Here is a 23,727-nt window from a genome sequence, read left to right as displayed (position 1 = left end):
GGTGGCATGAGCATTTTCTCTGACGTGACGGCCCTCGTCGGTCGCACCCCTCTCGTGAAGCTGAACCGGGTCGCCGGCGACAACGCCACCGTCGCCGCCAAGCTGGAGTTCTACAACCCCGCCAACTCCGTCAAGGACCGCATCGGCGTGGCCATCATCGACGCCGCTGAGGCCTCCGGCGAACTGCAGCCCGGCGGCACCATCGTCGAAGGCACCTCCGGCAACACCGGCATCGCCCTTGCCATGGTCGGCGCCGCCCGTGGCTACAAGGTCGTCCTGACCATGCCCGAGACCATGTCGCTGGAGCGCCGCGCACTGCTGCGCGCCTACGGCGCCGAGCTCGTGCTGACCCCGGGCCCCGCCGGCATGCGCGGCGCCGTCGAGAAGGCCGAAGAGGTCGCGGCTGAGCGCGGCGGCATCCTCGCCCGCCAGTTCGCCAACCAAGCCAACGTCAAGATCCACCGCGAGACCACCGCTGAGGAGATCTGGGCCGACACCGACGGTCAGGTCGACATCGTGGTGGCCGGCGTCGGCACCGGCGGCACCGTCTCCGGCGTGGGCCAGGTGCTCAAGGAGCGCAAGCCCGAGATCAAGATCGTGGCCGTCGAGCCGCAGGAGTCGCCCATCCTGAGCGGCGGCCAGCCCGGCCCGCACAAGATCCAGGGCCTCGGCGCCAACTTCGTGCCCGAGATCCTCGACCGTGACGTCATCGACGAGGTGCTCCCCCGCAACATCAACCAGGCCGTCGAGTTCGCCCGCCGCGCCGCCACCGAAGAGGGCCTGCTCGTGGGCATCAGCTCCGGCGCCGCCCTCTCGGCCGCCGCTGAGGTGGCAGCCCGCCCCGAGAACGCCGGCAAGACCATCGTCGTCGTGCTGCCGGACTTCGGCGAGCGCTACCTCTCCACTGTGCTCTTCGAGGGCCTCATCGACAACTGACCGAACATCGGTTGACTGATCGCCGCTGGCCGAGCCCGCCGCACGCACAGTGCGGTCAGGGAGCGGCCAGCGGCTTTCTTGTCGGGCTAGCCCGACAACGCATCGACCGGCTCACCGGATGGTGGCCATCCGGGTGTTTTCGCGAGAGTTGGGACATGATGAGTTCAACCTCGATGGAAGTTCCTCCCGTGACCCTGTCCCCCCTGATGCGCTCGCTCCGCCGGCTGGTCCGCGAGAGCGCCTACCTGCTCGGTGGCTTCCCGCTGGCGGTCGCCGCGTTCGTCGCCGGCGTGACGTTGTTCAGCCTCGGCGTGTCCACCATCATCATCTGGGTGGGCCTGCCCATCCTCGCGTTCGGGCTGGTGTCCGCGAGCGGGTTCGCCGCCGTCGAGCGGGCGCTCGCGTCACGCGCCACCGGGCGCCCCTTCCCCACCCCGGCCTATCTCCGGGCCCCGGCGGGTTCGTCGCCCCTCCGGGCGATGTTCGCCATCCTGCGGGATCCGCAGCGTTGGCTCGACCTGCTGTGGAGCGTGTTGCACTTCGTGGTGTCCACGCTCACGTTCAGCCTGACGGTGACCTGGTGGGCGGCGGCGCTCTGGGTCCCGTTCGGGTGGCTGGTCAACATGCTCCTGGTCACGTGGATCCCGGACATCGGCCCCAACATCGGCGGCCTGGTGGGCGCTCAAGGGCGCCTGATCTCCAACGTCATCGAATACGCGGTGGCCATCGTGTGCCTGGCCACCCTGCCCTTCGTCGTGCGCGGCCTGGCCACGCTGCAGTCGACCATCAGCCACGCCCTGCTGTCGATGCGCGGCGGCTACGAGGCCCGGATCGACGACCTCCGTGACTCCCGCTCCGCGGCCGTCCGCGCCGAGTCGAGCTCGCTGAGCCGGCTGGAGCGCGACATCCACGACGGCCCCCAGCAGCGCCTCATCCGCCTCCAGATGGACCTGGCCCGCGCGGAACGCGCCTCCACCACCGACCCGGAACGGGCACGCGCCCTGCTGTCGGAGGCCCGCACCCAGACCGCGGAGACGCTCGCAGAGCTGCGCAACCTGTCGCGCGGGATCGCCCCGCCGGTGCTGGTCGACCGCGGCCTCAACGCCGCGCTGGAGGAACTCGCCGCCCGCTCGGAGGTGCTGACGACGGTCGACGGCGCGGCCGGGAACCTCCCCGAGCACATCGCCCGCACCGCCTACTTCGTGGTGGCCGAGGCACTCACCAACGTCAACAAGCACTCCCTCGCCACGCACGCCACGGTGTCGGTGCAGCGGGTGGCCGACGCCGTCGTCGTCACCGTGACCGACGATGGCATGGGCGGCGCGGCGCTGGCCAAGGGACACGGCCTGAGCGGCCTCGCGGAGCGGCTCCGCGGCGTCGACGGCGAACTCACCGTCACCTCACCGATGGGCGGCCCCACCGTCGTGGAGGCGTGGCTGCCTTGCGCATAGTCATCGCCGACGACTCCGTCCTCCTCCGCGAGGGGCTCCGGCTCCTCCTGGAGGAGGACGGTCACGTCGTCCTGGAGGCCGTGGGAGACGGCGACGCCATGGTCGAGGCGGCGCTGCGCCACTCCCCCGACCTGACCATCGCCGACATCCGGATGCCGCCCTCCCACACCGACGAGGGCCTGCGGGCGGCGGTCCGGCTGCGCGCGCAGCGGCCCACCGCCCCGATCCTGCTGCTCAGCCAGTACGTGGTGGCCACCTACGCCGACGAACTGCTCTCCGCCGGCGACGGCGCGATCGGCTATCTCCTGAAGGACAGGGTGGGCGACCTCGACTCGTTCCTGGACGCCGTCCGCCGCGTCGCCGACGGTGGGGTGGTGCTGGACCCGGAGGTCGTCGCGCAGGTACTGGGCCGACGGCGGGCCGCCGACGCCCTGTCCGCCCTGACACCCCGCGAGCGCGAGGTGCTGGAACTGATGGCCGAGGGTCACACGAACGCAGTGATCGCGCAGCGCCTGTTCGTCACCGAGGGCGCCGTGGAGAAGCACTCGCAGCGGCTGTTCGCCAAGCTGGGACTGAGCGAGGACCAGAGCGTGCACCGCCGGGTGGCCGCGGTGCTGCAGCTGCTGCGGGCCTGACCCTCGAACCTCAGCGCTCGATCGCCAGCTTCTCGTCGATGGTGGGCAGGTAGTACAGCGCCAGCGAGTCCAGGATGCGCCGGACCTGGCCCAGCGACGCCTGACGCTCACCCTCCGTGGCAGCGCCGGCCGCCAGCCGCGCCGCCTTCCCCGCGCGCCGGGCATCGGCCCGGGCCTCCTCGGGGAAGTGCTCCAGCCCCAAGCGCTCCGCGTTGGCCTGCGCCACGTTGAACGTGACCTCCGCTTCCGCCGCGAGGGCGTCGAGCGCGTCGGTCGGGGTGAGGTCGTCGGCGTCGTCGAACGCCACCAGGGACGCCTCGAACTCGGCGGTGGCGGGCACCTTCGGGTCGAACAGCGCCGGTGACTCGATCCGGTAGACGATGTCCTCGCGCAGCTGCAGGCAGGCCTCGCGGATGGCCGCCACGCGCTGCCGCGCCAGGCCCCGCCTGTCGGCGCCGGGCGACGGCGGCACCCACAACCTGCCCTGCTCCCGGGTCAGGGCGTAGGCGTGGATGGTGCCCATCGTCAGGCCCAGCCGGTCGGGCGCGAGGAACGAGACCCGGCCGCCCTTCCACAACCTGCGCACGCCCATGGCCGTGGCCCCGGACGCCATGAAGACCAGGTACAGGAAGGAACCCACGCCGGCGCCCATGCCCAACAGCACCACCAACAGCGTCGTCACGACGGCGCTGGCCAACAATGCCACCATGTTGCGCGGGGAGAAGAGCTTGTCCTCGTGCCAGATGACCGCGGGCAGCATCATCGCGCGCACGTCGTCGCTCTCCAGCAACGCCTTCCCCTGCGACCGGAGGGTCTGGCCACCCTTGACCTCGCGCTCGAAGCGTTCGCCGTCGGGCCGCTGGATGCGCAGCTTGAGCTTCCCCGAGCTGCGGCGCGCGTCCACCACGACGGCGGCCTCGTCGGTGTAGAGCAGCACCGAGCCGGGCGCGACCTCACCCCACTTCTCGCCGAGCGGTACCGGCTGCCACGTGGAGTACATCAGGACCTCCGCCCGGGCAGCTGCGGGGGTGCCCCGCCCAGCATCGCCCGGCGGGCCTGCGCCCCGGTGGGCAGGTAGTAGAGGGCCAGGTCGTCGAGGATGGCCACCGCACGTTCCAGGGCCGTGGTCCGCTCCGACGCCGTCGCGGATGCGTCGACGGCGAGCCGCCCTGCGACTTCTTGGCGGCGTCCTGCGCGATGATCAGGATCGTGATGCCGAGCGCCAGGACGGCGTAGCGCCAGATGCCGAGCCAGTCGCCCGTGGGCCCCCACGCCCGCCGCGACGATGCCGATGGCCCACGGGAGGAAGGCCAGCACGGTCCTGACCGGGTGCAGCCTCGCCTCCACCTTCCCGGCGGGGAGTTGGAAGGCCCTCAGCGGCCGCGCCGACGACATGGCTGCGACCGCCTGCCGCACCGTGCGCTGGCCCGGCACGCCGTCGAGCTTGACCTGGCGGCCGTCGGGAAGGTGCGCGGTGAGCTTGTGGCTGTTGCCCCTGCGGTTGCGGCGCAGGACCGTGCGGCCCGCCTCCGTCTCGACGAGCACGTTGTTGCCGACGCTGTCGAGCGGCAGGTCCAGCCCGATCTCCCGCAACTCCATGGCGCCCACGATAGTGAGGCCCCGAAGCGCCCCGTCAGCGAAGGTCGCGGCGCGCGAAGATCGGCCCGCCCATCAAGGCGAACGCCGCGGCTGCGACCAGCAGCCACACCGGCTGCCACCAAGCTACGCCCACCTCGAGCGGCGGCCCGTACAGGTAGGCCCGGAACGGAGACCACCAGCCCAGTTCCTCCCGCCCGGCCGCAAGCAGCAGCGTGTAGCCGAAGTAGGTCACGATCGCCACGCCCACGGTGCCCCACACGGCACCCGACGGCCGTCCCACCGCCGCGGACAGCAGCAGAGCCAGTGCCCCGAAGCACCATCCCAAGCAGGCGAGCAGGAAGCAGGCGGCGGCGATCTCAGCCACCCCCACCTCCAGGTTCGCCAGCTCGACGCCTCCCCACAGGCCGAGGAAGAGCCCGATGCTGACCACCGCGACGTAGGCGCCGGCGACGCCCGCCGTCGTCCAGTAGACCCGGGCCCGCGACACGGGGTGCGTGAGGAGCGCCGTCAGTCGCCCTGCCTGCTCCTCACCGGCGATGCCCGCTGCGGCGGCGGCGGTGGCCACGAGGATGACGGCGATGGGCGCCATCATGCCCATGGTCTCGAGGTGCAGGAAGCCGGCGGCCACGCTCAAGTCGCCGCCGCCGAACATGGCCACCATCGACTGGGGGAAGCTCGCGGTGAACTGGTCCAGATCCTCCTTCATCGACGCGTACAGCGGCCCCATGAGCAGGCCCATCAGCAGCGTCATCACGGCGGTCACGAGCATGAGCAGCGTGCGCTGGGCCGCGAAGCGCAGCCCGAAGAGCGTGGTGCCACGGCCGGTGGCAGCCAGCAGCCGTCCGGCTCCCGGCCGGCTGCGAATCCTGTCCATCAGCGCGCCGGCGCCCTGGTGCAGCCGCAGTTCGCGCCGCGTGAAGACCGCCACACCTGCCGCGATGAGCACCACCGCACCGCCGAGCAGCAGGGCGAGGTGCCCGCCGTCGATGCCGTTGACCAGCGGCTTCGTGCCGTTGAACCACGTCCAGGGCACCCAGTCGGCTGAGCCTTCGCGCCACATCGGCAACAGGCCCGAGCCCAGCCAGCCGAGTACCATCACGGCAGCGCCGATGGCAGCGGCCAGGCCCTTGCGCCCCGTGACAGCTCCGACGGCGAACGCCAGCGATGCATGGAACAGCGCGTTGGCGCCGAGGTGGGCCATCAGTGCGCCCACGTGCGCCTGGCCAGTGTCGATGCCCAGCACCAGGGGCGCCGCCTCCGCCGCCCCCCAGAGCACCAGGGACGCCAGCACGATCAGCGCCACCATGGCCACGGCCCTGCTCAGCGCGAAGCCCAGCCGCGACACCGGTGCGCCCAGGGTCAGGTGCAGGGTGCGGTTCCCCTCCTCGCCCGCGATGGCGTGCGCGCCGATCGCAACCGCAACCCCCACCAGGGCCATCGCCCCGATGGCCGCCAGCATCTCGTTGTAGGCCAGCACCGTGGCGTCGGCGTCGGCGGGGATGCCCATCACGCTGCGCACCGCTTCGGGGAGCGATTCGTAGATGCTCAGGTCGATGTCCTGGTAGACGATGAGCCCGAGCACCAGCATGGCCGCCACGGTCACGGTCGCTATGGTGAGCCCCCGCCACCCGTCTCGGAGCCCGCGGAGGAGGATGGTGGCGCTCATGCCTGATCCTGGTAGTAGGTGAGGAAGATGTCCTCGAGGTCGGCTTCCTGGGTGTGCAGGTCGCGGAGGGTCACGGCTGAGGTGACCGCGGAGAGGAGTTCGGCCATGTCGCCGTCGAAGTCGAGCGTCACCCTGTCCGGCAGGATCTCGAGGTCCCGCACCCCCGCCAAGCCGTTGAGCGACGACGGCTCCAGCCGCCCGTCGACGTCGAGTTCCACGCGCCGCATCTTCTTCCGGCGCAACGCGGAGACCTGCTCGACGGTGATGAGGTGGCCCTTGCGGATGATGCCCACGCGGTCTGCCACCCGCTCGACCTCCGACAAGGTGTGCGACGACAGGAAGACCGTGCGGCCGTCGTCGGCGACCTCGCGCATCATGGCCCAGAACTCGTGCTGGACGAGCGGGTCGAGGCCGGCGTTGGGTTCGTCCAGGATCAGCAGGTCCGGCTTGTGCATGAAGGTGGCGATGAGCCCCACCTTCTGACGGTTGCCGCTGGACAGCTCACCCACGCGCTTGTCGAGCGTCGCGTCGAGTCGCTGCGCCAGCGCGTCGACGTAGGTCCAGTCCACGCCGCCGCGCAGGTTCGCGAAGAACTTGAGGGTGTCGCGGCCGGTCATCGCCGGCCACAGCGCCAGGTCCGCGGGGAGGTACCCCAGCCGGCTGCGGTGCGCCACGCCGCGCGGGGCGGCGCCGAGCACGGTGGCCGAGCCCGCCGTCGGATTGAGTTCGCCCATCAGCAGGCGGATCGTCGTCGACTTGCCCGCACCGTTGGGGCCGAGGAAGCCGAAGACCTCGCCCGGCTGGACCTCGAGGTCGAGGTCCACCAGCGCCGGGAAGGACCCGTAGTGCTTCGTGAGCCTGCTCGTCTGGATGGGGATCATGCGTCCTCCTCGGACAGTTGGGCGATGGCCGCGAGGTACTGTTCGCGGACCGCGGGTTGCAGGAGGCCGCCGAAGACCTCCATGTGGACGCGCAGGTAGCGCGCGAAGCCTGGTTGCGTTGCCGGGTCGGCGGCCCGCAAGTCGACGTCGAGGTGGCGCTCGAGGTGCTTGTGGAGGGTGAGCGTGCCCAGCCCGAACATGGTGAGGGCCACCGCGCGGCCGCGTTCGTCGTCGGTGGGGGCGATGAGGCCGGCCGCCACGCCGGCGGCGAGGTAGCCCTCGGCGTCGTCGATCATGGCGTCGACGAGGTCGTTGATGCCCTCCGCGTCGTCGCCCAGGCGCGTGGCGAGGTAGCCCATGACGTGCTCGGAGCCGCTGGCGCGCAGCGACGCGAGCGCGTCGAAGCCGGCGCCCTGCGCGATGGCGTCCTCCTTCTTGGTGCGCACCAGGCCTGCGACGTGCTGGTCGCAGGCGTGCAGCAGCTCACCCATCGACCCGAAGTGGTGCCGGATGAGCCCCAGCGAGACTCCCGCGAGCTCTGCGACGGCGCGGGCGGTGGCGGCCTTCGTCCCGGCCTCCGCGACGAGCTGGATGCATGCGTCGCGCAGCTTCGCGCTTGTCGTCCTGTCGTCCGTCACGATACAAGCGTATAACTACTTGTACGCTTGTATCAACGTTGCGGTGGTTTACTCACGGCCACCTCACCGCACCAGGACGCGCGAGACCTCCTCGGCGACTCGGGCGGGCACGGCCAGCGGGATGCCGTGGTCCTCCCCGCGGAGGAAGACCTCGGTGACGTCGCCGCCGTTGGCGCGGTAGCGCCCCAGGACGCTGCGCATCTGCTCGACCATCGGCTGCGGCGGCAGCACGTCCTCGCCCGGCCAGCCGGGGATGGCGCCCAACTGGCCCAGCGTGGCAAGGTCGAACAGCGAGCCGTCGGCCACCACCTTGTCCTCCGAGCCGTGGATCCACACGACGGGGGGCTTGCGCTCGAGGTCCACGATGCCGGAGGCGTCGTAGTACTTCGGGCTCATGGTGTTCAGGATGCCCCGGTCCCCCGTCGCCGTGCCCGGCCAGTTGTCGGACGGGACGGAGTTGCCCGGGTAGAAGTCGTCGCCGGTGCGGATCTTGACCAGTTCCTCGGTGAGGAAGTCCTCGTCGAGGTTGGCGTGGTTGGCGCCGCCGCCGAAGTAGGTGCGCATGATGACGCGGGGGCTGGTCTGCGGATCACCCTCGGACGTGTCGTTGGCCGCGAGACGCGCGACGAAGGCCGGGTTGGCCCCGCCCGCCCCGCATGCCGCATGGTCGGCGGTGGCTGGTACGCCATCTAGGCCCTTGGTGCCGCCGTAGCCGTACGGCGACAGCGGCGCGATCAGCGTGACCGACGACAGGTCATCCGGGTGCTCCAGCATCAGCTGCTGCAGCACGCCGCCCCCCATGGACCACCCGACGGCGTTGACCCGCCGCTGCCCCGCCAGGCCCATGTGCTCGAGGAGCTCGTGCACGTCGTCGACCATGTCGCCCAGCCCGCGCGTGGCGTCGATGGGCACGGCGTCCGTGTCGCCGAAGCCGCGCAGGTCCGGCGCGACGACCCGCACGTCGTCGTCGAGGTGCTCGACGACGTACCTCCAGAATCCTCCACTGCTCAGGTTGCCGTGCACCAGGAGCAGCGGCGTGCCGCCGTCGGGACCGGCGGTCCACACGTTCTGGGTCAGCCGACCGGTCTGGATGCGGTGCGGGGCGAAGTGGTTCATCGCGGGACTCCTCGTCGTTGGGGTGTGCCTGCGCGCAATCCTGACACCTCGTTCAGGTTTCTGTAAAGGGGGTCCGCGCGGAGCCTGCCACAATGGGCTGCGTGACCGACAAGAGCTTCTACGACCGCGTGGGCGGCGCCGACACCTTCCATCGGCTGGTGCACGAGTTCTACAAGGGAGTCGCCGACGACCCGCCCCTGCGCGAGCTGTACCCCGAGGAAGACCTGGGGCCGGCCGAGGACCGGCTGCGCATGTTCCTCGAGCAGTACTGGGGTGGCCCCAAGACCTACCAGGAACAGCGCGGCCACCCGAGGCTGCGCATGCGGCACTTCGAGTTCCGCGTCACGCCGCTGCAGCGTGATCGGTGGGTGCACCACATGATGAACGCCTGCGACACGCTGGGCCTGCCGCCCGAGGACGACGAGGTGCTGCGGGAGTACCTGGTGCGCGCGGCGGAGTTCATGATCAACGCCGACGACTGACTCAGGCGGCCTGGGCGCCCTTCGACCGGGCCGCTGCTCGTACCCCGCAGGGGGCCGGCTCAGGGAACTCTTGGGGCCCTTCGACCGGGCCGCTGCTCGTACCTCGCAGGCGCCCGGCTCAGGGAACGGTCAGTCCGTCTGTTCGGCCGCGATCCGCTCGTGGTGCCGGACCACCTCGCGCACGATGAACGTGAGGAACTTCTCGGCCAGTTCCGGGTCGAGTTCGGCACTCTCGGCCAGCGCCCGCAGCCGCGCGATCTGCTCGGCCTCCCGGTTGGGATCTGCCGGCGGCAGGCCGGCTCGGGCCTTGAGCTCCCCGACCCGCTGGGTGATCTTGAATCGCTCAGCCAGCAGGTGGATGAGGGCGGAGTCCATGTTGTCGATGCTGCTGCGCATCCGCTTCAGCTCGGCGACGGCTTCGTCCATCGGGATCCCCATTCGTCAGAGCAGGATGAGGTCGATGCGCTGGAACGACTTCAGGTCGGTGTAACCCGTCAGCGCCATGGCCTTGCGGAGCCCGCCGGCAAGGTTCATCGTGCCGTCCGGCACACGCGACGGGCCGAGCACGACCTCTTCGAGGGTGCCCACCTGCTCGAAGAACGAGCGCTCGCCGCGGGGCAGCGAGGCGTGCCACGCCTCGGAACCCCAGTGCCAACCGCGACCGGGGGCCTCGGTGGCGCGGGCCAGCGGGGAACCCACCATGACGGCATCGGCACCGCACGCGATGGCCTTGGCGATGTCGCCGGAACGCCCGACGGCGCCGTCGGCGATGATGTGCACGTAGCGGCCGCCGGACTCCTCCAGGTAGTCGCGGCGGGCCTCCGCCACGTCCATCACCGCGGAGGCCATCGGAACCTGGATGCCCAGGACCGACGCCGTGGTGTGCGTAGCACCGCCACCGAAGCCGACGAGCACGCCTGCCGCGCCGGAGCGCATCAGGTGGAGCGCCGCCCGGTACGTGGCCACGCCGCCCACGAGCACAGGGGTGTCGAAGCGGTAGATGAACTCCTTGAGGTTCAGGGTGTCCTCACCGCCGACGTGCTCGGCCGACACCGTGGTGCCGCGGATCACGAAGAAGTCCATGCCGGCCTTCTCGATGATCGGCGCGAACTCCTGCGTCCGAGCAGGCGACAGCGACCCGGCCACCGGCACGCCGGCGTCACGGATCTGGGCCAGGCGGTCGCGGATCAGCTCCGCCTTCACGGGCTCGGCGTAGATCTCCTGCAGCCGCTTGGTGGCGGTCACCTGGTCAGACTGCTGCGTGATCAGTTCGTACTGCTTCTGCGGGTCCTCGTAGCGGGTCCAGAGCCCTTCGAGGTTGAGCACGCCGAGGCCACCGAGCTCGCCCATGCGGATGGCCGCGGCCGGCGACATGACCGAGTCCATGGGCGCGGCCACGATCGGCACGTCGAAACTGACGGCGTCGATCTTCCAGCTGAGGTCCACCTCCTCGTCGCTGCGGGTGCGACGCGTGGGCGCGATGGCCACGTCGTCGAAGCTGTAGGCGCGGGAGGCGCGCTTGGAACGCTCGAGCTCGTACATGGAGTTGTTTATACCTGTTCTCTTCCTAGCGCGACGAGTAGTTCGGCGCTTCGGCGGTCATCTGGATGTCGTGGGGGTGCGATTCGCGCAACCCTGCGGCCGTGATCCGCACGAAACGGCCGCGATCCTGCAGTTCGGGGATGGTCCCGGCGCCGGAGTAGAACATGGACTGCCGCAGGCCGCCCACCAGCTGGTAGGCGACGGCGGCGAGGGGCCCGCGGTAGGCCACCTGGCCCTCGATGCCCTCGGGGATGAGCTTGTCGTCGGCGGTCACGTCGCCCTGGAAGTAGCGATCCTTCGAGTACGACGCCTTGCGGCCGCGCGCGGCCATGGCACCCAGGGAGCCCATGCCGCGGTAGCTCTTGTACTGCTTGCCGTTGATGAACACCAGCTCTCCGGGGCTCTCGGCGCAGCCGGCCAGCAGGGAACCCAGCATGACGGTGGACGCGCCCGCGACGATCGCCTTGGCGATGTCGCCCGAGTACTGGAGGCCACCGTCGCCGATCACCGGGACACCGGCGGGCTTGGCCGCGCGGGCCGCGTCGTAGATGGCGGTGACCTGCGGCACGCCGACGCCGGCGACCACGCGGGTGGTACAGATGGAACCGGGGCCCACCCCCACCTTGACGGCGTCGGCACCGGCCTCGACGAGCGCCTTGGCGCCGGCGTACGTGGCCACGTTGCCGCCGATGATGTCGACGTGGGCGGCCGACGGCTCGGCCTTGAGGCGCTTGATCATGTCCACGACGCCGCGGCTGTGGCCGTGCGCCGTGTCGACGACGATGGTGTCGACGCCGGCGGAGACCAGCGCCATCGCGCGCGCCCAGGAGTCGCCGAAGAAGCCGACGGCGGCGCCGACGCGCAGGCGGCCCGCCTCGTCCTTGGCGGCGTTGGGGTACTTGTCGGCCTTCACGAAGTCCTTGAGCGTGATGAGGCCCTTGAGCTTGCCGGAGTCGTCGACGATCGGCAGCTTCTCGATCTTGTGCTTGGCCATCAGAGCGATGGCCTCCTCGTTCGACACGCCCACGGAGGCGGTGACCAGCGGCATCCGGGTCATGACCTCGCCGACCTTGCGAGAGGCGTCGTCCTCGAAGCGCATGTCACGGTTGGTGATGATGCCCACCAGCGCGCCCTCGGCGTCGACCACCGGGGCACCCGAGATGCGGTACTGGGCGCAGAGCTCCTCGACCTCGCCGAGCGTGGCGTCGGGGTTGACGGTGATGGGCTCCGAGACCATGCCGGCCTCCGACCGCTTCACCTGGTCCACCATGTGTGCCTGGTCCTCGATGCTGAGGTTGCGGTGCAGGATGCCGATGCCGCCCTCGCGGGCCATGGCGATGGCCATGCGCGACTCGGTGACGGTGTCCATGGCCGCGGACGCGAGCGGGACGTTGAGCCGGATGCGGCGGGTGAGCTGGGTTCCGGTGTCCACCTGGGACGGGATGATGTCTGATTGGTTGGGCTGCAGCAGCACATCGTCATACGTGAGGCCCAGCACCGCGAACGGCGCGGGCACCCCCGATCCAGTCAGTTCCTCGGACACGTGGGCACCCTTCCTGTCGCGGCAGTCGAGGCCTCAGTCTACGCCGCGGGCTGTGGCTGAGCTAACCAGCGAGGCTCCGGCGGACCGCTGTTCAGCCACGGGTGAAGCCCTCATCCGCATGGTTCCAGCTGGTCGACCCCCGGCACCATGCGGTCCCACTCGCGCGCGGTCAACCGCTCCCCCACCGCGTCGCACAGCTGGACGGCGACGTCGTCCACGTCCAGCGGCCACACGTAGGCACCCTGGGTGTCGGTGGCGAAGACCACCCTCTCCTGGTCGAGGTGGATGTCGGCCACCGCGCCACGGCCCGGCCGGAGCACGAGGTCCGTGCGGAAACCGCCCTCCTCACTGGTCTCGAGCAGGTAGATGCGGCCGTCGATGAGCCCGGCGGCCACGAGCCCGCCACCCGGGGACAGCGACAGCGACGCCACGCCGGCGCTCAGCTCCATCACGTCGGGGTCCACGACGGGGGCGGCCGGGTCCGAGACGTCCACGCGGTAGACGAGCCCCGCGTCGGTTCCGACGATGATGCCCTCCCCGTCCGACGTCCACGTGAGCGCGATCGAGGCCCCCTCCGCTGGGACGCCCACCTGGCCCACGGCCTTCGGCTGCCCTCCGGAGACGTCGTGGATCACCAGTTCCGTGGAGGCGGTGCTCATGGCCGCCAGGAGCGGTTTCGTGGGATGCCACCCGGCCGCGAGCGTGGACCAGGTCTGGATGTCACCGACCGGGTGCCATTGGAGCCCCTCGCGGCGGATCACCCGCGCCCAGTCCTGGCTGGTCTCGGCGTAGAGGGCCAACCCGTCCGGGCCCTGGAACAACTCGTAGGCGATCTCCGTGCCGACCTGGGACCACACCGGCGGCTGAGCCGTGTGGACGTTGGTGTCCCAGCTGGCCAGCCGCCCGGAGGCCGTGGGCAGCGACAGCACGTGACCGGAGGAGAGCACGGGGCCGTAGCCGGTGCCGGCGTCCTCGGAAAACTGCAGCCTGTGCCCCTCGGAACCGTCGAAGTGGTAGGCCCTCGCGTGGTCCTCGAAGTACTTGACGAAGTGCTGCCCGGTCAACGCGCTGGGCAGGGGCGTGGCGCTGCCCTCGACCAGTTCCCCTGAGAAACGCTGCGGCCACACACGCATGGTGCCGTCGAGCGTGCCCGTCACGACCCGCCCGTCCGCCCAAGCCAGGCCGGTCACCGAGGCGGGCTCGGCCACCTCTCCCAGGGGCGTGCCGTCGGCCGCGAACGCCCCGGCCCTGCCGTCCCAGGTGCCGAGGATGACACGGTGCCCGTCGTAGGCCAAGGAGTGGATGTAGACCGCACCGAACTGCAGCTGAGGACCGGCCGTCAGGGTCTGGCCCGAGACGTCGAAGATCGTGGCCTGCCCGTCCGAGCCCGCCGCCGCCAGGCTGGAGCCGTCAGGCGAGAACTGCAACCGGGTGACGCGGCGCATCGCCTCCGTGGCGGGGAGCACGGCGCCGCTCTCATCCCACAGCTGGATGTCGTCGCCCCCTGCGACGACGAGGCCGCCGCCGGGCTGCGCGGCCAGCCCCTCGACGGGCCGGTCCTCGCCGGTGTCCCACCGCGCCACCTCGGCCATGGTGGCCAGGTCCACCTGGGCGATGGTGCCGTCGCCGAACCCCAGGTACGCGTGATGGTCGCCGAAGGCGGCGCCGTACGCGGCCTCCTCGGCCCCGGCCCGTTCGACCAGCAGTTCCGGCTGGCCGGTCACGTCCCAGACGCTGGCGGTGCCCTGACCGCTGACCGCCAGCAGCTCGCGGCCGTCGCGCCGCCCGTGGGCGATGCCGAACAGCTGCCCGCTGGACGCCTCGAACGAGAATGCCGGCGCGCTGAAGTCTCCGTCGCGCCACCCGTCGACGACTCCGGCGCCGTTGGCACGCGCCACCAGCGCGCCGTCGGGCGAGGCGGCGATCCGGACCGTCCCCCGGGGGCCCATCACCCGCCACGGCGCCCCCAGGCCGCCGGCCTTGAGGACAGCGGCCTCGGCCTCCGCGGTGCGGGCGGTGCGCAGTGCCGCCAGGCTGAACTGGGCCGCGAGGTTGCGGTCCGTCGGGTGCAGTTCCTCCGCGACCAGCGCCAGCTGCCGCGACTGCGCCTCCGCCTTGGCGATCTCCGCGGCCATCGCGAAGGAGTCTGCGCGGCGCATCTGCAGGAACGTGAGCAGCAGCGCTGCAGCGGCGAGGAGGGCCAGGACCGTCATGACCGCGTTGCGGCGCTGCAGCTGGCCGATCTGCCGACGATGGGCCCTCTTCTCCTCCTCCGCCTTGGCGAGGCTGGCGTCGAAGAAGTCCGTCTCCAGCGGCGTCAGTGCGATGTCGGTGGTGCGGGTGAACTGGTCGAAGACCAGTGCCTCGACGGGGATGAGGGCCTGCGGATCCCTGTTGGATTCCTCCCAGACCTCGGCCGCCTTGGCGATCCGTCGGCGGAACAGCAGGTGCTCGCGCTCCTCGTCCACCCAGGTGCCGAGCCGCTTCCACCGCCCCAGGAGCGCCGAGTGGCCGATGCTGAGCATGGTGCCGTCCAGCGTGAGCAGCCGCGCGTTGAGGTAGGCCTCCGCCGGCCCCACGACGTCCTCGGGCAGGTGGGTGGCGTCCACCGAGCGGCGCTCGATGCCGTCGGAGCTGACCTGCACGAGGTCGAGGAGGAGCTTGCGGATGCCGAGCTGTTCCTGGGGCGTGGCCGCCTCGTGGATGCCCTCCGCCAGCCGCTCGAGGCCGCCCCAGATGCCGCCGGTGGCGAGGTAGTCATCCACCGTGACGGTGGGGCCAGTGGCCTGAGCCCACGCCTGGCGCAGCGAGTTCGAGAGCATGGGCAGCACCGAGGCGGGCGGCTCGCCGTAGCGCCAGAGGCTGCTCAGGATGAGCGTCACGAGCGCGTCGTCGACGGGGCGGCCGCTCGCGATGGCGGGTTGCCGGATGATGTCCTCGAACTCGTCGCGCATCAGCGCCCCCACCAGGACGGGCGCGGTCAGCGCCCGGCGCAGCCTGTTGTCGGAGGAGAGCACGCCGAACGCGTCGGCCGTCAGGCCGAACACGCACGTGACGTTGGACGGCAGCGAGGTCAACGCGTCGACGGCGTCCTGTGCCGCCTCGGGCGTCATGCTGCGCAGCGACTCCATGTGGTCTGCCACGATCAGCACATCGCCCTGTGCCGGCGGCCGCCATGCGGCGAGTTCCTCTGGGGGCAGCGCCACGCACGTGAAGCGGCTCAGGCGGCCGCCGTGGCACTCGGTGCCGATGAGGCCCGCCTGGAGCAGCGACGACTTGCCGGAGCCGGAGACCCCCACCACGGCCACCAGGCGCGCACCGGGCGCGGTCTGGACGTTCTCGACGGCGGCGACCAGCTCGTCGAGCAGCACCTGGCGCCCGAAGTAGCGCTCCGAATCCTCTGCGGAGTACGCGCGCATGCCGACGTAGGGGTTGGCGCCGACCTGGCCCTGCGTGCGGAGGCGCGCCAGCACCTGCAGCCACTCCTCCTCGGGCACCTCGGCGGTGAGGTCCAGGGCCCGCGCCAGCGCGAGGAAGTTGTCCTGCAGCGCCAGCGTGGGCAGGTGCTTGCCCTCGAACCAGCCCTGCAGGGTGGACGACGACAGGTGCACCCGCTTGGCGAGCACGCGTAACGACATTCCAGCGTGGAGGCGCGCCACACGAAGCGTCTCGGCGAACTCCTGGCGCGTGGTGGGGGCTGGCATGGCAGGGAATCTATCGTGGCCTGCCGACAGATTGTCCACAGGCCGTCGATAGCACCGTGAAACAAATGACCCCGCCAGGCAGGGGAACCTGGCGGGGTCATCGCGAGCGGGCGGGGATCAGGCCCGCTCGGCCTTCAACCGAGCGAACTCGGTCCAGATCTCGGCGCAGTCCTCGCGGCCGTCCTCGAGGTGCTCGAGGTCGAACAGGCTCTTGTCGGTGCCGTCGAGGAAGTCGCGGAGGTGCTGGTCGGAGAAACCCGCCTCGGCGGCGTCGGTGCGCGTCGAGGCGTAGTAGCACTTCTCGACGCCCGCCCACATCATCACGGCGACACACATGGGGCAGGGCTCACACGTGGCGTACATGATGGAGCCGCTCAGGTCGAGCGTGTTGAGCTTGCCGCACGCCTCCCGGACGGCGACCAGCTCGGCGTGTCCGGAGGGGTCCACCTCCTTGAGCACGGTGTTGCCGACGGCGGCGAGGATCTCGCCGTCACGCACCAGGGTGGCGCCGAACGGGCCACCGGTGCCCTCGCGCATGCCTTCCATGGTGGCGTCGACGGCGAGCTTGAAGTATTCGTCCATTGTTGAACTCCTTTGTCTGTGGACTTGTCAGTTGGTGGTCGAGGTGCGGGGACGCACGAGCAGGTAGCCGACGAACCCGATGATGAGGCCGCTGAAGAAGGCCCAGTTGTTGATGGTGGCCAGCACGGCCACGCCCGTGAAGAGCTTGCCCGACATCGTGACGATGAAGCTGACCACCAGCACGCCGATGGCGCGCCAGTTGACGCCGCCGGGATAGGCGCCGTCGGAGCCGGGCGCGGTGTAGATGTGGTCCAGGTTGAGGACCTTCCTGCGCTCCAGGTAGTAGCTGGCGAGCATGATGCCGGCGATGGGGCCGAACATCGAGCCGATGAAGCTGTAGAAGAGGAACAGCATCGTGGTGTTCTCGACGAACTGCCAGGGCAGGATCAGCGTGCCGACGACGGCGGCCAGCAGGCCACCGGTCTTGACGTTGAACCACTTGGGCAGCTGTGCGGTCATCTGGAGGCCGGACGGCAGCATGTTGCCGAACACGACGAAGGCAGTGGCGCCGACGTTCATGGCCAGGATGAGCAGGATCACGACGAACGGGTTGCCGATCGAGTTGATGGCGTCGACGAAGACCGTCGGCTTGTTGACGTCGATCTCGCCGCCGCTGACCGCGTGGAGGCTGGCCATGAAGGCCACGGTCACGATCGCAAACAGGATGTAGGACACGATCATGCCGATCGGGAAGCCCAGGCGCGGGGCGCGCTGGTTCTCGGCGGTGCGCGAGATGTCGGCGATGTTGACGATCGGGCCGGCCCAGTTCGACACCAGCATCGACACGCAGGTGACGAAACCGACGACGGTGACGGGCTCGCTGATCGGGTCGAGGGCCAGCACGTTGCCCACGCCGCCGGCGTTGACCACCGCGAGGACCACGCCGATGACCATGAGCACCCAGACGGCGGGCGAGGCCCAGTCGGAGAACTTGCCGATGAACTTCTGCCCGGCGAGGTAGAGCACCACGGTGATGACCCACATGACGACGTAGCTGATCAGGGTGGGGATCGGCAGGCCGAGGAAGTCCGCGCCACCGCCGATGTTCAGGAAGCCCGGGAAGAGCCGTTCGAAGACGATGTCCATGGCCTGTGCCGACGACACCGTCGTCAGGCCGAAGAACACGAAGCCTGCGATGAGGCCACGCAGCAGGGCCGGGAACACGGCGCCCTTGACGCCGAACGTGTCACGGATGAGCATGGCGAACGGCACGCCGTACTTGGCGGCCGCGTGGCCGTTGAGCACGTAGCCGATCGACACGATGACCGCGGCAGTCATGATGGCGCCGATGACCTGCCAGGCGGACAGGCCGAAGGCGAAGAAGCCGACGACGGTGAAGTAGCTGAGGATGTTGTGGATGGGCCCCATCCACACGGTGGCGAAGTTGCGGACGCCCCAGGTACGGTCCTTGCGCCGTACCGGGAGCACCTCCTCGGAGTAGCCGCGAGAGGCGTATTCGGCGAACTGCTCGTCCGAGATGTCGACTACGTCTGCAGCGTCAACATTGAGCGTTGACATGTGGTTTCCCCTTTCAAGGGTTCAAGTGGGTGGCTTCCTTGCCCACCCGGTTCTTCTTGTTTCAAAACTTCTCGGCCAGCGCGAGGGTGGCCTTGTGGAACGCCTCGAGCGGCGGGTGCGTGATGCCGGCGCCGATCATGCCGATGCCCGCGTCCTTGTGGGCGATCGCGGTGTTGATCACCGGGAGGATGCCGGTGTCCTCGACCTTGCGCACGTCGATGGCGCTGGCGATGCCCCGGAAGTCCAGCAGCGGGATGGTGATGTTCGGGTTGGTGCCGGTGGTGATGTCCATCATGGTCTTCGAGTAGCCGATGGCCTCGGAGACGGTGCCGCCGACCAGCGGCACGATGGCGGGGGCCGCGGCCATGGCGAAGCCGCCGATGCCGTAGGTCTCGGTGATGGCGGAGTCGCCGATGTCGAGGCCCGAGTCCTCCACCTTGTAGCCGGCGAACAGCGGGCCGACGACGCGCTGGGCGGGGCCGGTGAACCAGGTGTTGCCGCCGATGCCGGACACGCGGATGCCGAACTCGACGCCGTTGCGGCACATCGTGGTCACGACGGTGGAGTCGGGGATGTCGTGCGCCGCGTCCATGGCGGCCTTGGAGGTGGCCATCCAGGTGGGGCCCGAGAAGTAGTCGGAGCTGAGCACGAAGTTGAACACGTCCTGCTTGTCCTTGGTCGAGAAGTCCGACTCGAGGATGTGCGGCGTGAGGGCCTGGATGAGCAGCGCGGTGCCGGCGTTGTTGCGGTTGTGCGCCTCGTCGCCCATGTGGATGGCCTGGGCCAGCATCATGCGCAGGTCGATCTCCTTGGCCGAGACCATGGCGTCGCGCAGGATGGGGCCGAACACGTCACGCATCCAGTTGAGGCGGTCGATGACGCTCTGGTCGTTGGCACCCATCCGCAGGATCTTGGCCAGCTGCTCGGACAGGTTGGTGTAGGCGTAGTTGCCGTAGGGCCGGTTCTCGACCACGTGCATGAACATCGACGCCGAGGTGACGCCCGCCATCGAACCCACCGCGTTGTGCTCATGGCAGGGGCTGAAGTCGATCTCGCCGGAGGCGGCCAGCTCGTAGGCCTCGTCGAGGTCCTTGGCCAGGCCCTCGAACACGAGGGCGCCGGTGACTGCACCCTTCATGGCGCCGGCCATGCGCTCGAACGCGATGGGCGGGCCGGCGTGCAGGATGGTCTTCTTCGTCATGCCGGGCACCACGTCGATCGCCTGGCCGAAGCCCACCAGCATGGGCTGCGAGGTGATGATGCGCTCCAGCGCGATGGCGTTGGCCGCCTCGATGCGCTCGGCGTTGGCCGGGTCGGCCAGCTTGGTCAGCGCGGCGATGACGTCGGGCTGGCCGCCGCCGGGCGGCGCCCAGTCGAGGTGGGTGACGCGTGCGCCCTGGGCGGCCATGTCGTCGGCGAACATCTCGGCGCCGACGTTGACGGCCGACAGGGGGTTGGTGAGGAGGTCCGTGATGCTCATCAGTTGTTGCCCTTCTTGACGAATTCGCGGGCCAGCAGCCCGGTGTTGGTGGAGGAGGATGCCCACGTGACGCCCGCGTCGGTGAGCTGGTTGACCTGCGAGTCGAAGTCCTGGGGGTCGCTCTCGGTGCCCAGCACGAAGGCGAGCACCTCCAGGTGGCGGCCCTCGGCGGCGGCCTGCTCCTTGGCCTGCTTGATCGCCGGGAGCATCACTCCCACCGGGTCGGGGTTCGCGCCGTAGCCGAGCACGAAGTCGAGCACGATCACGCCGGTGGTCGGGTCTGCGGCCTCCTCGAGGAACCGCCCGATGCGGTTGGAGGGGTCGATCATCGGGTGCGGCTTGCCGTTGGTGAACTCGTCGGAGCCGAAGTCGAGGAACGTGTGGGCCTTCGACTTCTCGCCCGCCTCGAGGTGGAACTCGCCGCTGCGGAGGTTGGAGTAGACGTCCGTGAAGTCCTCCATGGCGAGGAACATGGCCTCGTCGCACAGGGTGCCGCCGGCGAAGATGCCGCGGATGTAGCGCTGCTCGTCGTTGAGCTTGCCCCGGACCTCCTCGATGAGGGGCCAGTTGAGCGGGTGCAGGTTCATGGTGCTGGTGTCGACGCCGCTGGCCTCGAGCGCGGTGATCGCGGCGGGCTTGGTGCGGTTGAACGCCTTGACGCCCTTGCCCTCCGCCTCGTCGAGCAGGTCCTGCGGGGCGCCGAGGAAGCAGACGACGGCGGGCTTCGCGGAGGCGGCCAGCGCGTCGATCACCTTGCTGGCGACGGAGCGCGCCGGGGGCTTGGACACGACGACGAGGACGTCGGTGCCCGGGTCGGCGTCGAGCGCCGCGATGCCGTCGAGCATCATGATGCCGCCGATGGCCTCGGAGAGGTCACGGCCGCCAGTGCCGATGAGGTGGCTGATGCCGCCGCCGAAGGCGTGGATGCGCACGCTCATCTCCTGGCTGCCGGTGCCGGAGGCCCCGACGATGCCGATGCGGCCGCGGCGCACCTCGTTGGCGAAGCAGAGCCCGACTCCCCCGAGGATGGCGGTGCCACAGTCGGGGCCCATCATCAGCAGGCCCTTGTCGTGCGCCTTGCGCTTGAGTGCGAGCTCGTCCTCGATGGTGACGTTGTCGGAGAACATCATCACGCTGAGGCCCGCGTCGAGGGCGGCGTGGGCCTGGTTCGCGGCGAAGGCACCGTTGACCGAGATGACGGCGAGGTTGGCGTCCTTGCGTGCGCCGGCGGCACCCTTGATGGTGCGGTAGGTGATCTCCTCGTCCTCGTCGCCGCGGGGCTTGCGGACCAGGAGTTCCTGGATCTGGCCCATGACCTCGTCGGTGTCGACGCCGTCGTCGGTGATGGCGATCAGCATCAGGTCTCCGGGGGTGGCGGCCTCGATGTCCTCGGTGAGCAGGCCCAGGCCCTCCAGCACCTCCTTGTTCATGGGGGTGCCCATGGCGGTGAAGGCCTGCTGCACGCCCGGCAGCGCGTTGGCCTTCGTCGACACCGACATCAGGGAGACGGAGTCGATGTAGGTGTTCTTCTTGATGAGCGTCGTTGTCGTCATCAGATTCCTCTCTCGGTGAGTTCAAGGGCGGCGACGAGTCCGCCCACGATGTGCAGTCCTGAGGTGTGCCCGACCGCGAGGCATTGGTCAGTGGCCGCGACGATGCGGCGGGGCTCGCCGACGCCCAGTGCGTCGACGAGGTGGTGGAGGACGCTGGTGGCGCGGCCGTCGAGGGCCGCGCGCAGCATCGTGAGGCTGATCTGGTTGGTGGCGGCGGCGTGCTCGGCCACCGCCGAGCGCAGCCAGGCCAGGGCGGCGTGCCGTCCGACGGCGTGGCACCCGATGATGAAGCCGGCCAGGAGGTCGTCGCCTGCGGGGGTCAGCCCCGGGCCCAGCCCGATGAGTCCGCCGGCGACGATCTTGGCGGTGACGAAGTCGGCGCGGCGCATCGCGTTCTGCAGCCGCACGCGGTGCGTGGCGATGCGGCCCTCGACGGCGAGCTCGAACGGGTCCGTCGGCCCCGCCACCGGCAGGTGGCCGCGCACCACGTCGAGCGCGCCGCGGGTGATGCCCAGGGGCCAGTGCGAGGGGTTCCAGGTGGTGGCGCCGTCCAGGTCCACCGAGCTGAGGTCGACGGGGTCGCCGACCGCGAGCCGCAGCTCTGCTGCGGCCCTCATGTCGAGGACCGCGGTGCGGGGGCCGACCGGGACGGTCGACGCAGCGAGCGTCCAGAGCCCCGAGTCGTCGACCATGTTGATGGTGCGCGCGAACACCGAGTGCACGCGGGGATGCGGGCGGGTGACCGTCCAGGAGATGAACTCCCGGTCGGCCACCAGCGCCCGCATCCTGGTCACGTCACGCCCCCGCAGCCTTGAGGAGGTCGGCGATCTCGGTGAAGCCCATCTTCTCCGCGTGCTGGAGCGGGGTCACGCCCCACTGGTCCACCATCTTCGGGTCGGCCCCGGCGGCGAGGAGGATGCGTACGATCTCCTGCTGCTCCGGGCCGCCGTCGCGGAGGATGATGGCCTCGAGCAGCGGGGTCCACCCACAGATGTTGGTGTGGTTGACGTTGACGTCGGTCTCCTCCGCGAGGTAGCGGGTCAGCTCCACGTGGCCCTTCTCGGCCGACGGGTGGATGCCCACTCCCCCGAAGCGGGTGACGAGCTCGAGGTCGGTGCCGGCCTCGACCATGCGGCGCGCGACGGCGAGGTCGTTGCTGATGCAGGCCCAGAGGAACGGGTTGAGCGAGATGCGGTTCTGCGCGTCGATGTCGGCGCCGGCCTCGATCAGCACGTCGAGCGCGGCGTGATTGCCTGCGCGGGCGGCGATGAGGACGGCGGAGGACCGCTGCTGCTCGGTGGTGGCGACGGCGCTGGGGTCAGCACCCGCCGCAAGGTGCTCGCGGACCTCGTCCGCGGTCGCTGTGGCCACGAGTTCCGGCCATTGCGTCTGGGTCATGTTCTGCCTTGCTTCCTGGGCTGCTTCGCCCCTACTCAAACCCTCTGGCATATGGTATACCAGATGCATGAGGATTTTGGTAGCCCTGGGGGGCAACGCAATGACCGGCCCGGGAGAATCAGTCCGGGCCGATCACCAGATCGCGGCCGTCGAGGCGGCCGCTGAACAGATCGCAGCTCTGGCCAACGACGGCCACCAGGTGCTGATCTCCCACGGAAACGGCCCGCAGGTGGGCAACATCCTGGCCAAGAACGACCTGGCGGCCTATGTGCTCACGCCCGTCCCGCTGGACTGGTGCGTGGCGAACACGCAGGGCTCGATCGGGTTCATCCTGCTCAACGCGCTCGACCGCGCACTGGCGCGCCGTCGGGTCGACATGAGGCCCGCCGTCGTCGTCACCCGGGCACTCGTCGAGGCCGACGACCCCGCGTTCGACAACCCCACCAAGCCCATCGGCCGCTACGTCGACGAAGCCACCGCCGAGCGACTCTCCCACTTCGGTCAGGTGCTCCGCGAGATCGAGCCCGGCCGCTTCCGCCGCGTCGTGCCCAGCCCCGAGCCCCGGGAGATCCTCGACGCACCGGCCATCGACGCGCTGCTGAAGGCCGGCCTGCTGGTGGTGGCCGGCGGCGGTGGCGGCATCCCCGTCACCCGCGACGCCGAGGGCGTGCTGCACGGCGCCGAAGCCGTGATCGACAAGGACCTCGCCAGCGTGCTGCTGGCCCGCCAGCTGGGCGCCGACGCCCTCGTGCTGGCCACCAACGTCGACAACGCCTGGATCAACTGGGGCAAGGACGACGCCGCCCCCCTGGGCGAGGTGGGCCTCGACGAGATCCGCAGGCACGAGGCCGACGGCCAGTTCGGCGCGGGCTCGATGGGTCCGAAGGTGGCCGCCATCCGTCGCTTCGTCGAGGACGGTGGCCCCATGGGCATCATCACCGCACTCGACAAGATCGGTGACGCCCTCGAGGGCAACGCCGGCACGGTGCTGCGGGGCTGACCC

At 70.1% G+C, this 23,727-nt stretch carries 21 protein-coding genes; 5 read left to right on the top strand and 16 right to left on the bottom strand.

Annotated features, from left to right (window positions below):
- Positions 1–6 precede the first annotated feature (6 nt).
- The 3 genes from cysK to ABEA30_RS07140 all read left to right on the top strand — a co-directional run bounded on the left by cysK (position 7) and on the right by ABEA30_RS07140 (position 3,022).
- Positions 7–936, top strand: coding sequence for a cysteine synthase A (cysK, locus tag ABEA30_RS07150; protein WP_345581118.1), 930 nt, complete (start codon positions 7–9; stop codon positions 934–936).
- Positions 937–1,124: 188 nt separating this feature from the next.
- The gene (locus ABEA30_RS07145) at positions 1,125–2,387 is read left to right on the top strand and encodes a sensor histidine kinase (RefSeq protein WP_345581115.1); all 1,263 of its coding nucleotides are present in this window, start codon (positions 1,125–1,127) and stop codon (positions 2,385–2,387) included.
- Complete coding sequence (locus ABEA30_RS07140) at positions 2,378–3,022, top strand: response regulator transcription factor (protein ID WP_345581112.1); 645 nt, start codon at positions 2,378–2,380, stop codon at positions 3,020–3,022. The genes ABEA30_RS07145 and ABEA30_RS07140 overlap by 10 nt, the downstream gene beginning before the upstream one ends.
- A gap of 10 nt (positions 3,023–3,032) precedes the next feature.
- On the opposite strand, the gene ABEA30_RS07135 is transcribed toward ABEA30_RS07140, so the two are convergent.
- The 6 genes from ABEA30_RS07135 to ABEA30_RS07110 all read right to left on the bottom strand — a co-directional run bounded on the left by ABEA30_RS07135 (position 3,033) and on the right by ABEA30_RS07110 (position 8,922).
- Positions 3,033–4,022: a hypothetical protein gene (locus ABEA30_RS07135; RefSeq protein ID WP_345581109.1), complete on the bottom strand. Its 990-nt coding sequence runs from the start codon at positions 4,020–4,022 to the stop codon at positions 3,033–3,035.
- Entirely contained in the window at positions 4,022–4,621 is a 600-nt protein-coding gene (locus tag ABEA30_RS07130; protein ID WP_345581107.1) for a hypothetical protein, read from the bottom strand. Before ABEA30_RS07130 ends, ABEA30_RS07135 begins: the two co-directional genes overlap by 1 nt.
- 34 nt (positions 4,622–4,655) lie before the next feature.
- Complete coding sequence (locus ABEA30_RS07125) at positions 4,656–6,287, bottom strand: ABC transporter permease subunit (RefSeq protein ID WP_345581104.1); 1,632 nt, start codon at positions 6,285–6,287, stop codon at positions 4,656–4,658.
- Positions 6,284–7,168 carry an ABC transporter ATP-binding protein gene (locus ABEA30_RS07120; protein ID WP_345581102.1) on the bottom strand — a complete coding sequence of 295 codons (885 nt, stop codon included), beginning with the start codon at positions 7,166–7,168 and terminating at the stop codon, positions 6,284–6,286. Before ABEA30_RS07120 ends, ABEA30_RS07125 begins: the two co-directional genes overlap by 4 nt.
- Positions 7,165–7,806, bottom strand: coding sequence for a TetR family transcriptional regulator (locus tag ABEA30_RS07115; protein WP_345581099.1), 642 nt, complete (start codon positions 7,804–7,806; stop codon positions 7,165–7,167). The genes ABEA30_RS07120 and ABEA30_RS07115 overlap by 4 nt, the downstream gene beginning before the upstream one ends.
- Before the next feature lie 63 nt (positions 7,807–7,869).
- A complete protein-coding gene (locus ABEA30_RS07110) occupies positions 7,870–8,922 on the bottom strand; it encodes an alpha/beta hydrolase (protein ID WP_345581097.1) in 1,053 nt (350 codons plus the stop codon).
- A 92-nt stretch (positions 8,923–9,014) separates the two neighbouring features.
- Between ABEA30_RS07110 and ABEA30_RS07105 the strand changes: the two genes are divergently transcribed.
- A complete protein-coding gene (locus ABEA30_RS07105; protein WP_386085279.1) occupies positions 9,015–9,404 on the top strand; it encodes a globin in 390 nt (129 codons plus the stop codon).
- 129 nt (positions 9,405–9,533) lie between these two features.
- Here ABEA30_RS07105 and ABEA30_RS07100 read toward each other — a convergent pair whose 3' ends face one another.
- The 10 genes from ABEA30_RS07100 to ABEA30_RS07055 form a co-directional block, all read right to left on the bottom strand.
- The gene (locus tag ABEA30_RS07100) at positions 9,534–9,830 is read right to left on the bottom strand and encodes a chorismate mutase (protein WP_345581091.1); all 297 of its coding nucleotides are present in this window, start codon (positions 9,828–9,830) and stop codon (positions 9,534–9,536) included.
- Positions 9,831–9,845: 15 nt separating this feature from the next.
- The gene (locus ABEA30_RS07095) at positions 9,846–10,946 is read right to left on the bottom strand and encodes a GuaB3 family IMP dehydrogenase-related protein (protein WP_345581088.1); all 1,101 of its coding nucleotides are present in this window, start codon (positions 10,944–10,946) and stop codon (positions 9,846–9,848) included.
- Between the two features lie 25 nt (positions 10,947–10,971).
- The gene (gene guaB / locus ABEA30_RS07090) at positions 10,972–12,477 is read right to left on the bottom strand and encodes an IMP dehydrogenase (protein ID WP_345581311.1); all 1,506 of its coding nucleotides are present in this window, start codon (positions 12,475–12,477) and stop codon (positions 10,972–10,974) included.
- A 122-nt stretch (positions 12,478–12,599) separates the two neighbouring features.
- Positions 12,600–16,193 carry an nSTAND1 domain-containing NTPase gene (locus ABEA30_RS07085; RefSeq protein WP_345581085.1) on the bottom strand — a complete coding sequence of 1,198 codons (3,594 nt, stop codon included), beginning with the start codon at positions 16,191–16,193 and terminating at the stop codon, positions 12,600–12,602.
- Positions 16,194–16,310: 117 nt separating this feature from the next.
- Positions 16,311–16,775 (bottom strand): nucleoside deaminase, encoded by a 465-nt coding sequence (locus ABEA30_RS07080; protein ID WP_345581082.1) that lies wholly within the window; start codon positions 16,773–16,775, stop codon positions 16,311–16,313.
- Positions 16,776–16,802: 27 nt separating this feature from the next.
- Positions 16,803–18,293, bottom strand: coding sequence for a cytosine permease (locus tag ABEA30_RS07075; RefSeq protein WP_345581079.1), 1,491 nt, complete (start codon positions 18,291–18,293; stop codon positions 16,803–16,805).
- A 61-nt stretch (positions 18,294–18,354) separates the two neighbouring features.
- Entirely contained in the window at positions 18,355–19,773 is a 1,419-nt protein-coding gene (locus tag ABEA30_RS07070; protein ID WP_345581076.1) for a YlbE family protein, read from the bottom strand.
- Positions 19,773–21,326 (bottom strand): acyl-CoA synthetase FdrA, encoded by a 1,554-nt coding sequence (gene fdrA, locus ABEA30_RS07065; RefSeq protein ID WP_345581073.1) that lies wholly within the window; start codon positions 21,324–21,326, stop codon positions 19,773–19,775. Before fdrA ends, ABEA30_RS07070 begins: the two co-directional genes overlap by 1 nt.
- Positions 21,326–22,111: an oxamate carbamoyltransferase subunit AllH family protein gene (locus ABEA30_RS07060; protein ID WP_345581308.1), complete on the bottom strand. Its 786-nt coding sequence runs from the start codon at positions 22,109–22,111 to the stop codon at positions 21,326–21,328. Before ABEA30_RS07060 ends, fdrA begins: the two co-directional genes overlap by 1 nt.
- A 10-nt stretch (positions 22,112–22,121) precedes the next feature.
- Complete coding sequence (locus ABEA30_RS07055) at positions 22,122–22,724, bottom strand: ankyrin repeat domain-containing protein (RefSeq protein ID WP_345581070.1); 603 nt, start codon at positions 22,722–22,724, stop codon at positions 22,122–22,124.
- Positions 22,725–22,791: 67 nt separating this feature from the next.
- Here ABEA30_RS07055 and ABEA30_RS07050 point away from each other — a divergent pair, with 67 nt between their 5' ends.
- Positions 22,792–23,724, top strand: a complete 933-nt coding sequence (locus tag ABEA30_RS07050) for a carbamate kinase (protein ID WP_345581067.1) — start codon at positions 22,792–22,794, stop codon at positions 23,722–23,724.
- The last annotated feature ends 3 nt before the right edge of the window (positions 23,725–23,727 follow it).

Origin of the sequence: Tessaracoccus lubricantis, assembly GCF_039544535.1 — a bacterium.
Taxonomy (GTDB): domain Bacteria; phylum Actinomycetota; class Actinomycetes; order Propionibacteriales; family Propionibacteriaceae; genus Arachnia; species Arachnia lubricantis.
Note: the sequence above shows the minus strand (reverse complement) of the source record. Positions and strands in the feature narration are given on the sequence as shown.

Coding starts and splice junctions, on each gene's coding strand:
- cysK (WP_345581118.1), top strand. CDS start 7: ATGAGCATTTTCTCTGACGTGACGGCCCTCGTCGGTCGCACCCCTCTC.
- ABEA30_RS07135 (WP_345581109.1), bottom strand. CDS start 4,022: ATGTACTCCACGTGGCAGCCGGTACCGCTCGGCGAGAAGTGGGGTGAG.
- ABEA30_RS07130 (WP_345581107.1), bottom strand. CDS start 4,621: ATGGAGTTGCGGGAGATCGGGCTGGACCTGCCGCTCGACAGCGTCGGC.
- ABEA30_RS07125 (WP_345581104.1), bottom strand. CDS start 6,287: ATGAGCGCCACCATCCTCCTCCGCGGGCTCCGAGACGGGTGGCGGGGG.
- ABEA30_RS07120 (WP_345581102.1), bottom strand. CDS start 7,168: ATGATCCCCATCCAGACGAGCAGGCTCACGAAGCACTACGGGTCCTTC.
- ABEA30_RS07110 (WP_345581097.1), bottom strand. CDS start 8,922: ATGAACCACTTCGCCCCGCACCGCATCCAGACCGGTCGGCTGACCCAG.
- ABEA30_RS07105 (WP_386085279.1), top strand. CDS start 9,015: ATGGGCTGCGTGACCGACAAGAGCTTCTACGACCGCGTGGGCGGCGCC.
- ABEA30_RS07100 (WP_345581091.1), bottom strand. CDS start 9,830: ATGGACGAAGCCGTCGCCGAGCTGAAGCGGATGCGCAGCAGCATCGAC.
- ABEA30_RS07095 (WP_345581088.1), bottom strand. CDS start 10,946: ATGTACGAGCTCGAGCGTTCCAAGCGCGCCTCCCGCGCCTACAGCTTC.
- ABEA30_RS07085 (WP_345581085.1), bottom strand. CDS start 16,193: ATGCCAGCCCCCACCACGCGCCAGGAGTTCGCCGAGACGCTTCGTGTG.
- ABEA30_RS07080 (WP_345581082.1), bottom strand. CDS start 16,775: ATGGACGAATACTTCAAGCTCGCCGTCGACGCCACCATGGAAGGCATG.
- ABEA30_RS07075 (WP_345581079.1), bottom strand. CDS start 18,293: ATGTCAACGCTCAATGTTGACGCTGCAGACGTAGTCGACATCTCGGAC.
- ABEA30_RS07070 (WP_345581076.1), bottom strand. CDS start 19,773: ATGAGCATCACGGACCTCCTCACCAACCCCCTGTCGGCCGTCAACGTC.
- fdrA (WP_345581073.1), bottom strand. CDS start 21,326: ATGACGACAACGACGCTCATCAAGAAGAACACCTACATCGACTCCGTC.
- ABEA30_RS07060 (WP_345581308.1), bottom strand. CDS start 22,111: ATGCGGGCGCTGGTGGCCGACCGGGAGTTCATCTCCTGGACGGTCACC.
- ABEA30_RS07055 (WP_345581070.1), bottom strand. CDS start 22,724: ATGACCCAGACGCAATGGCCGGAACTCGTGGCCACAGCGACCGCGGAC.
- ABEA30_RS07050 (WP_345581067.1), top strand. CDS start 22,792: ATGAGGATTTTGGTAGCCCTGGGGGGCAACGCAATGACCGGCCCGGGA.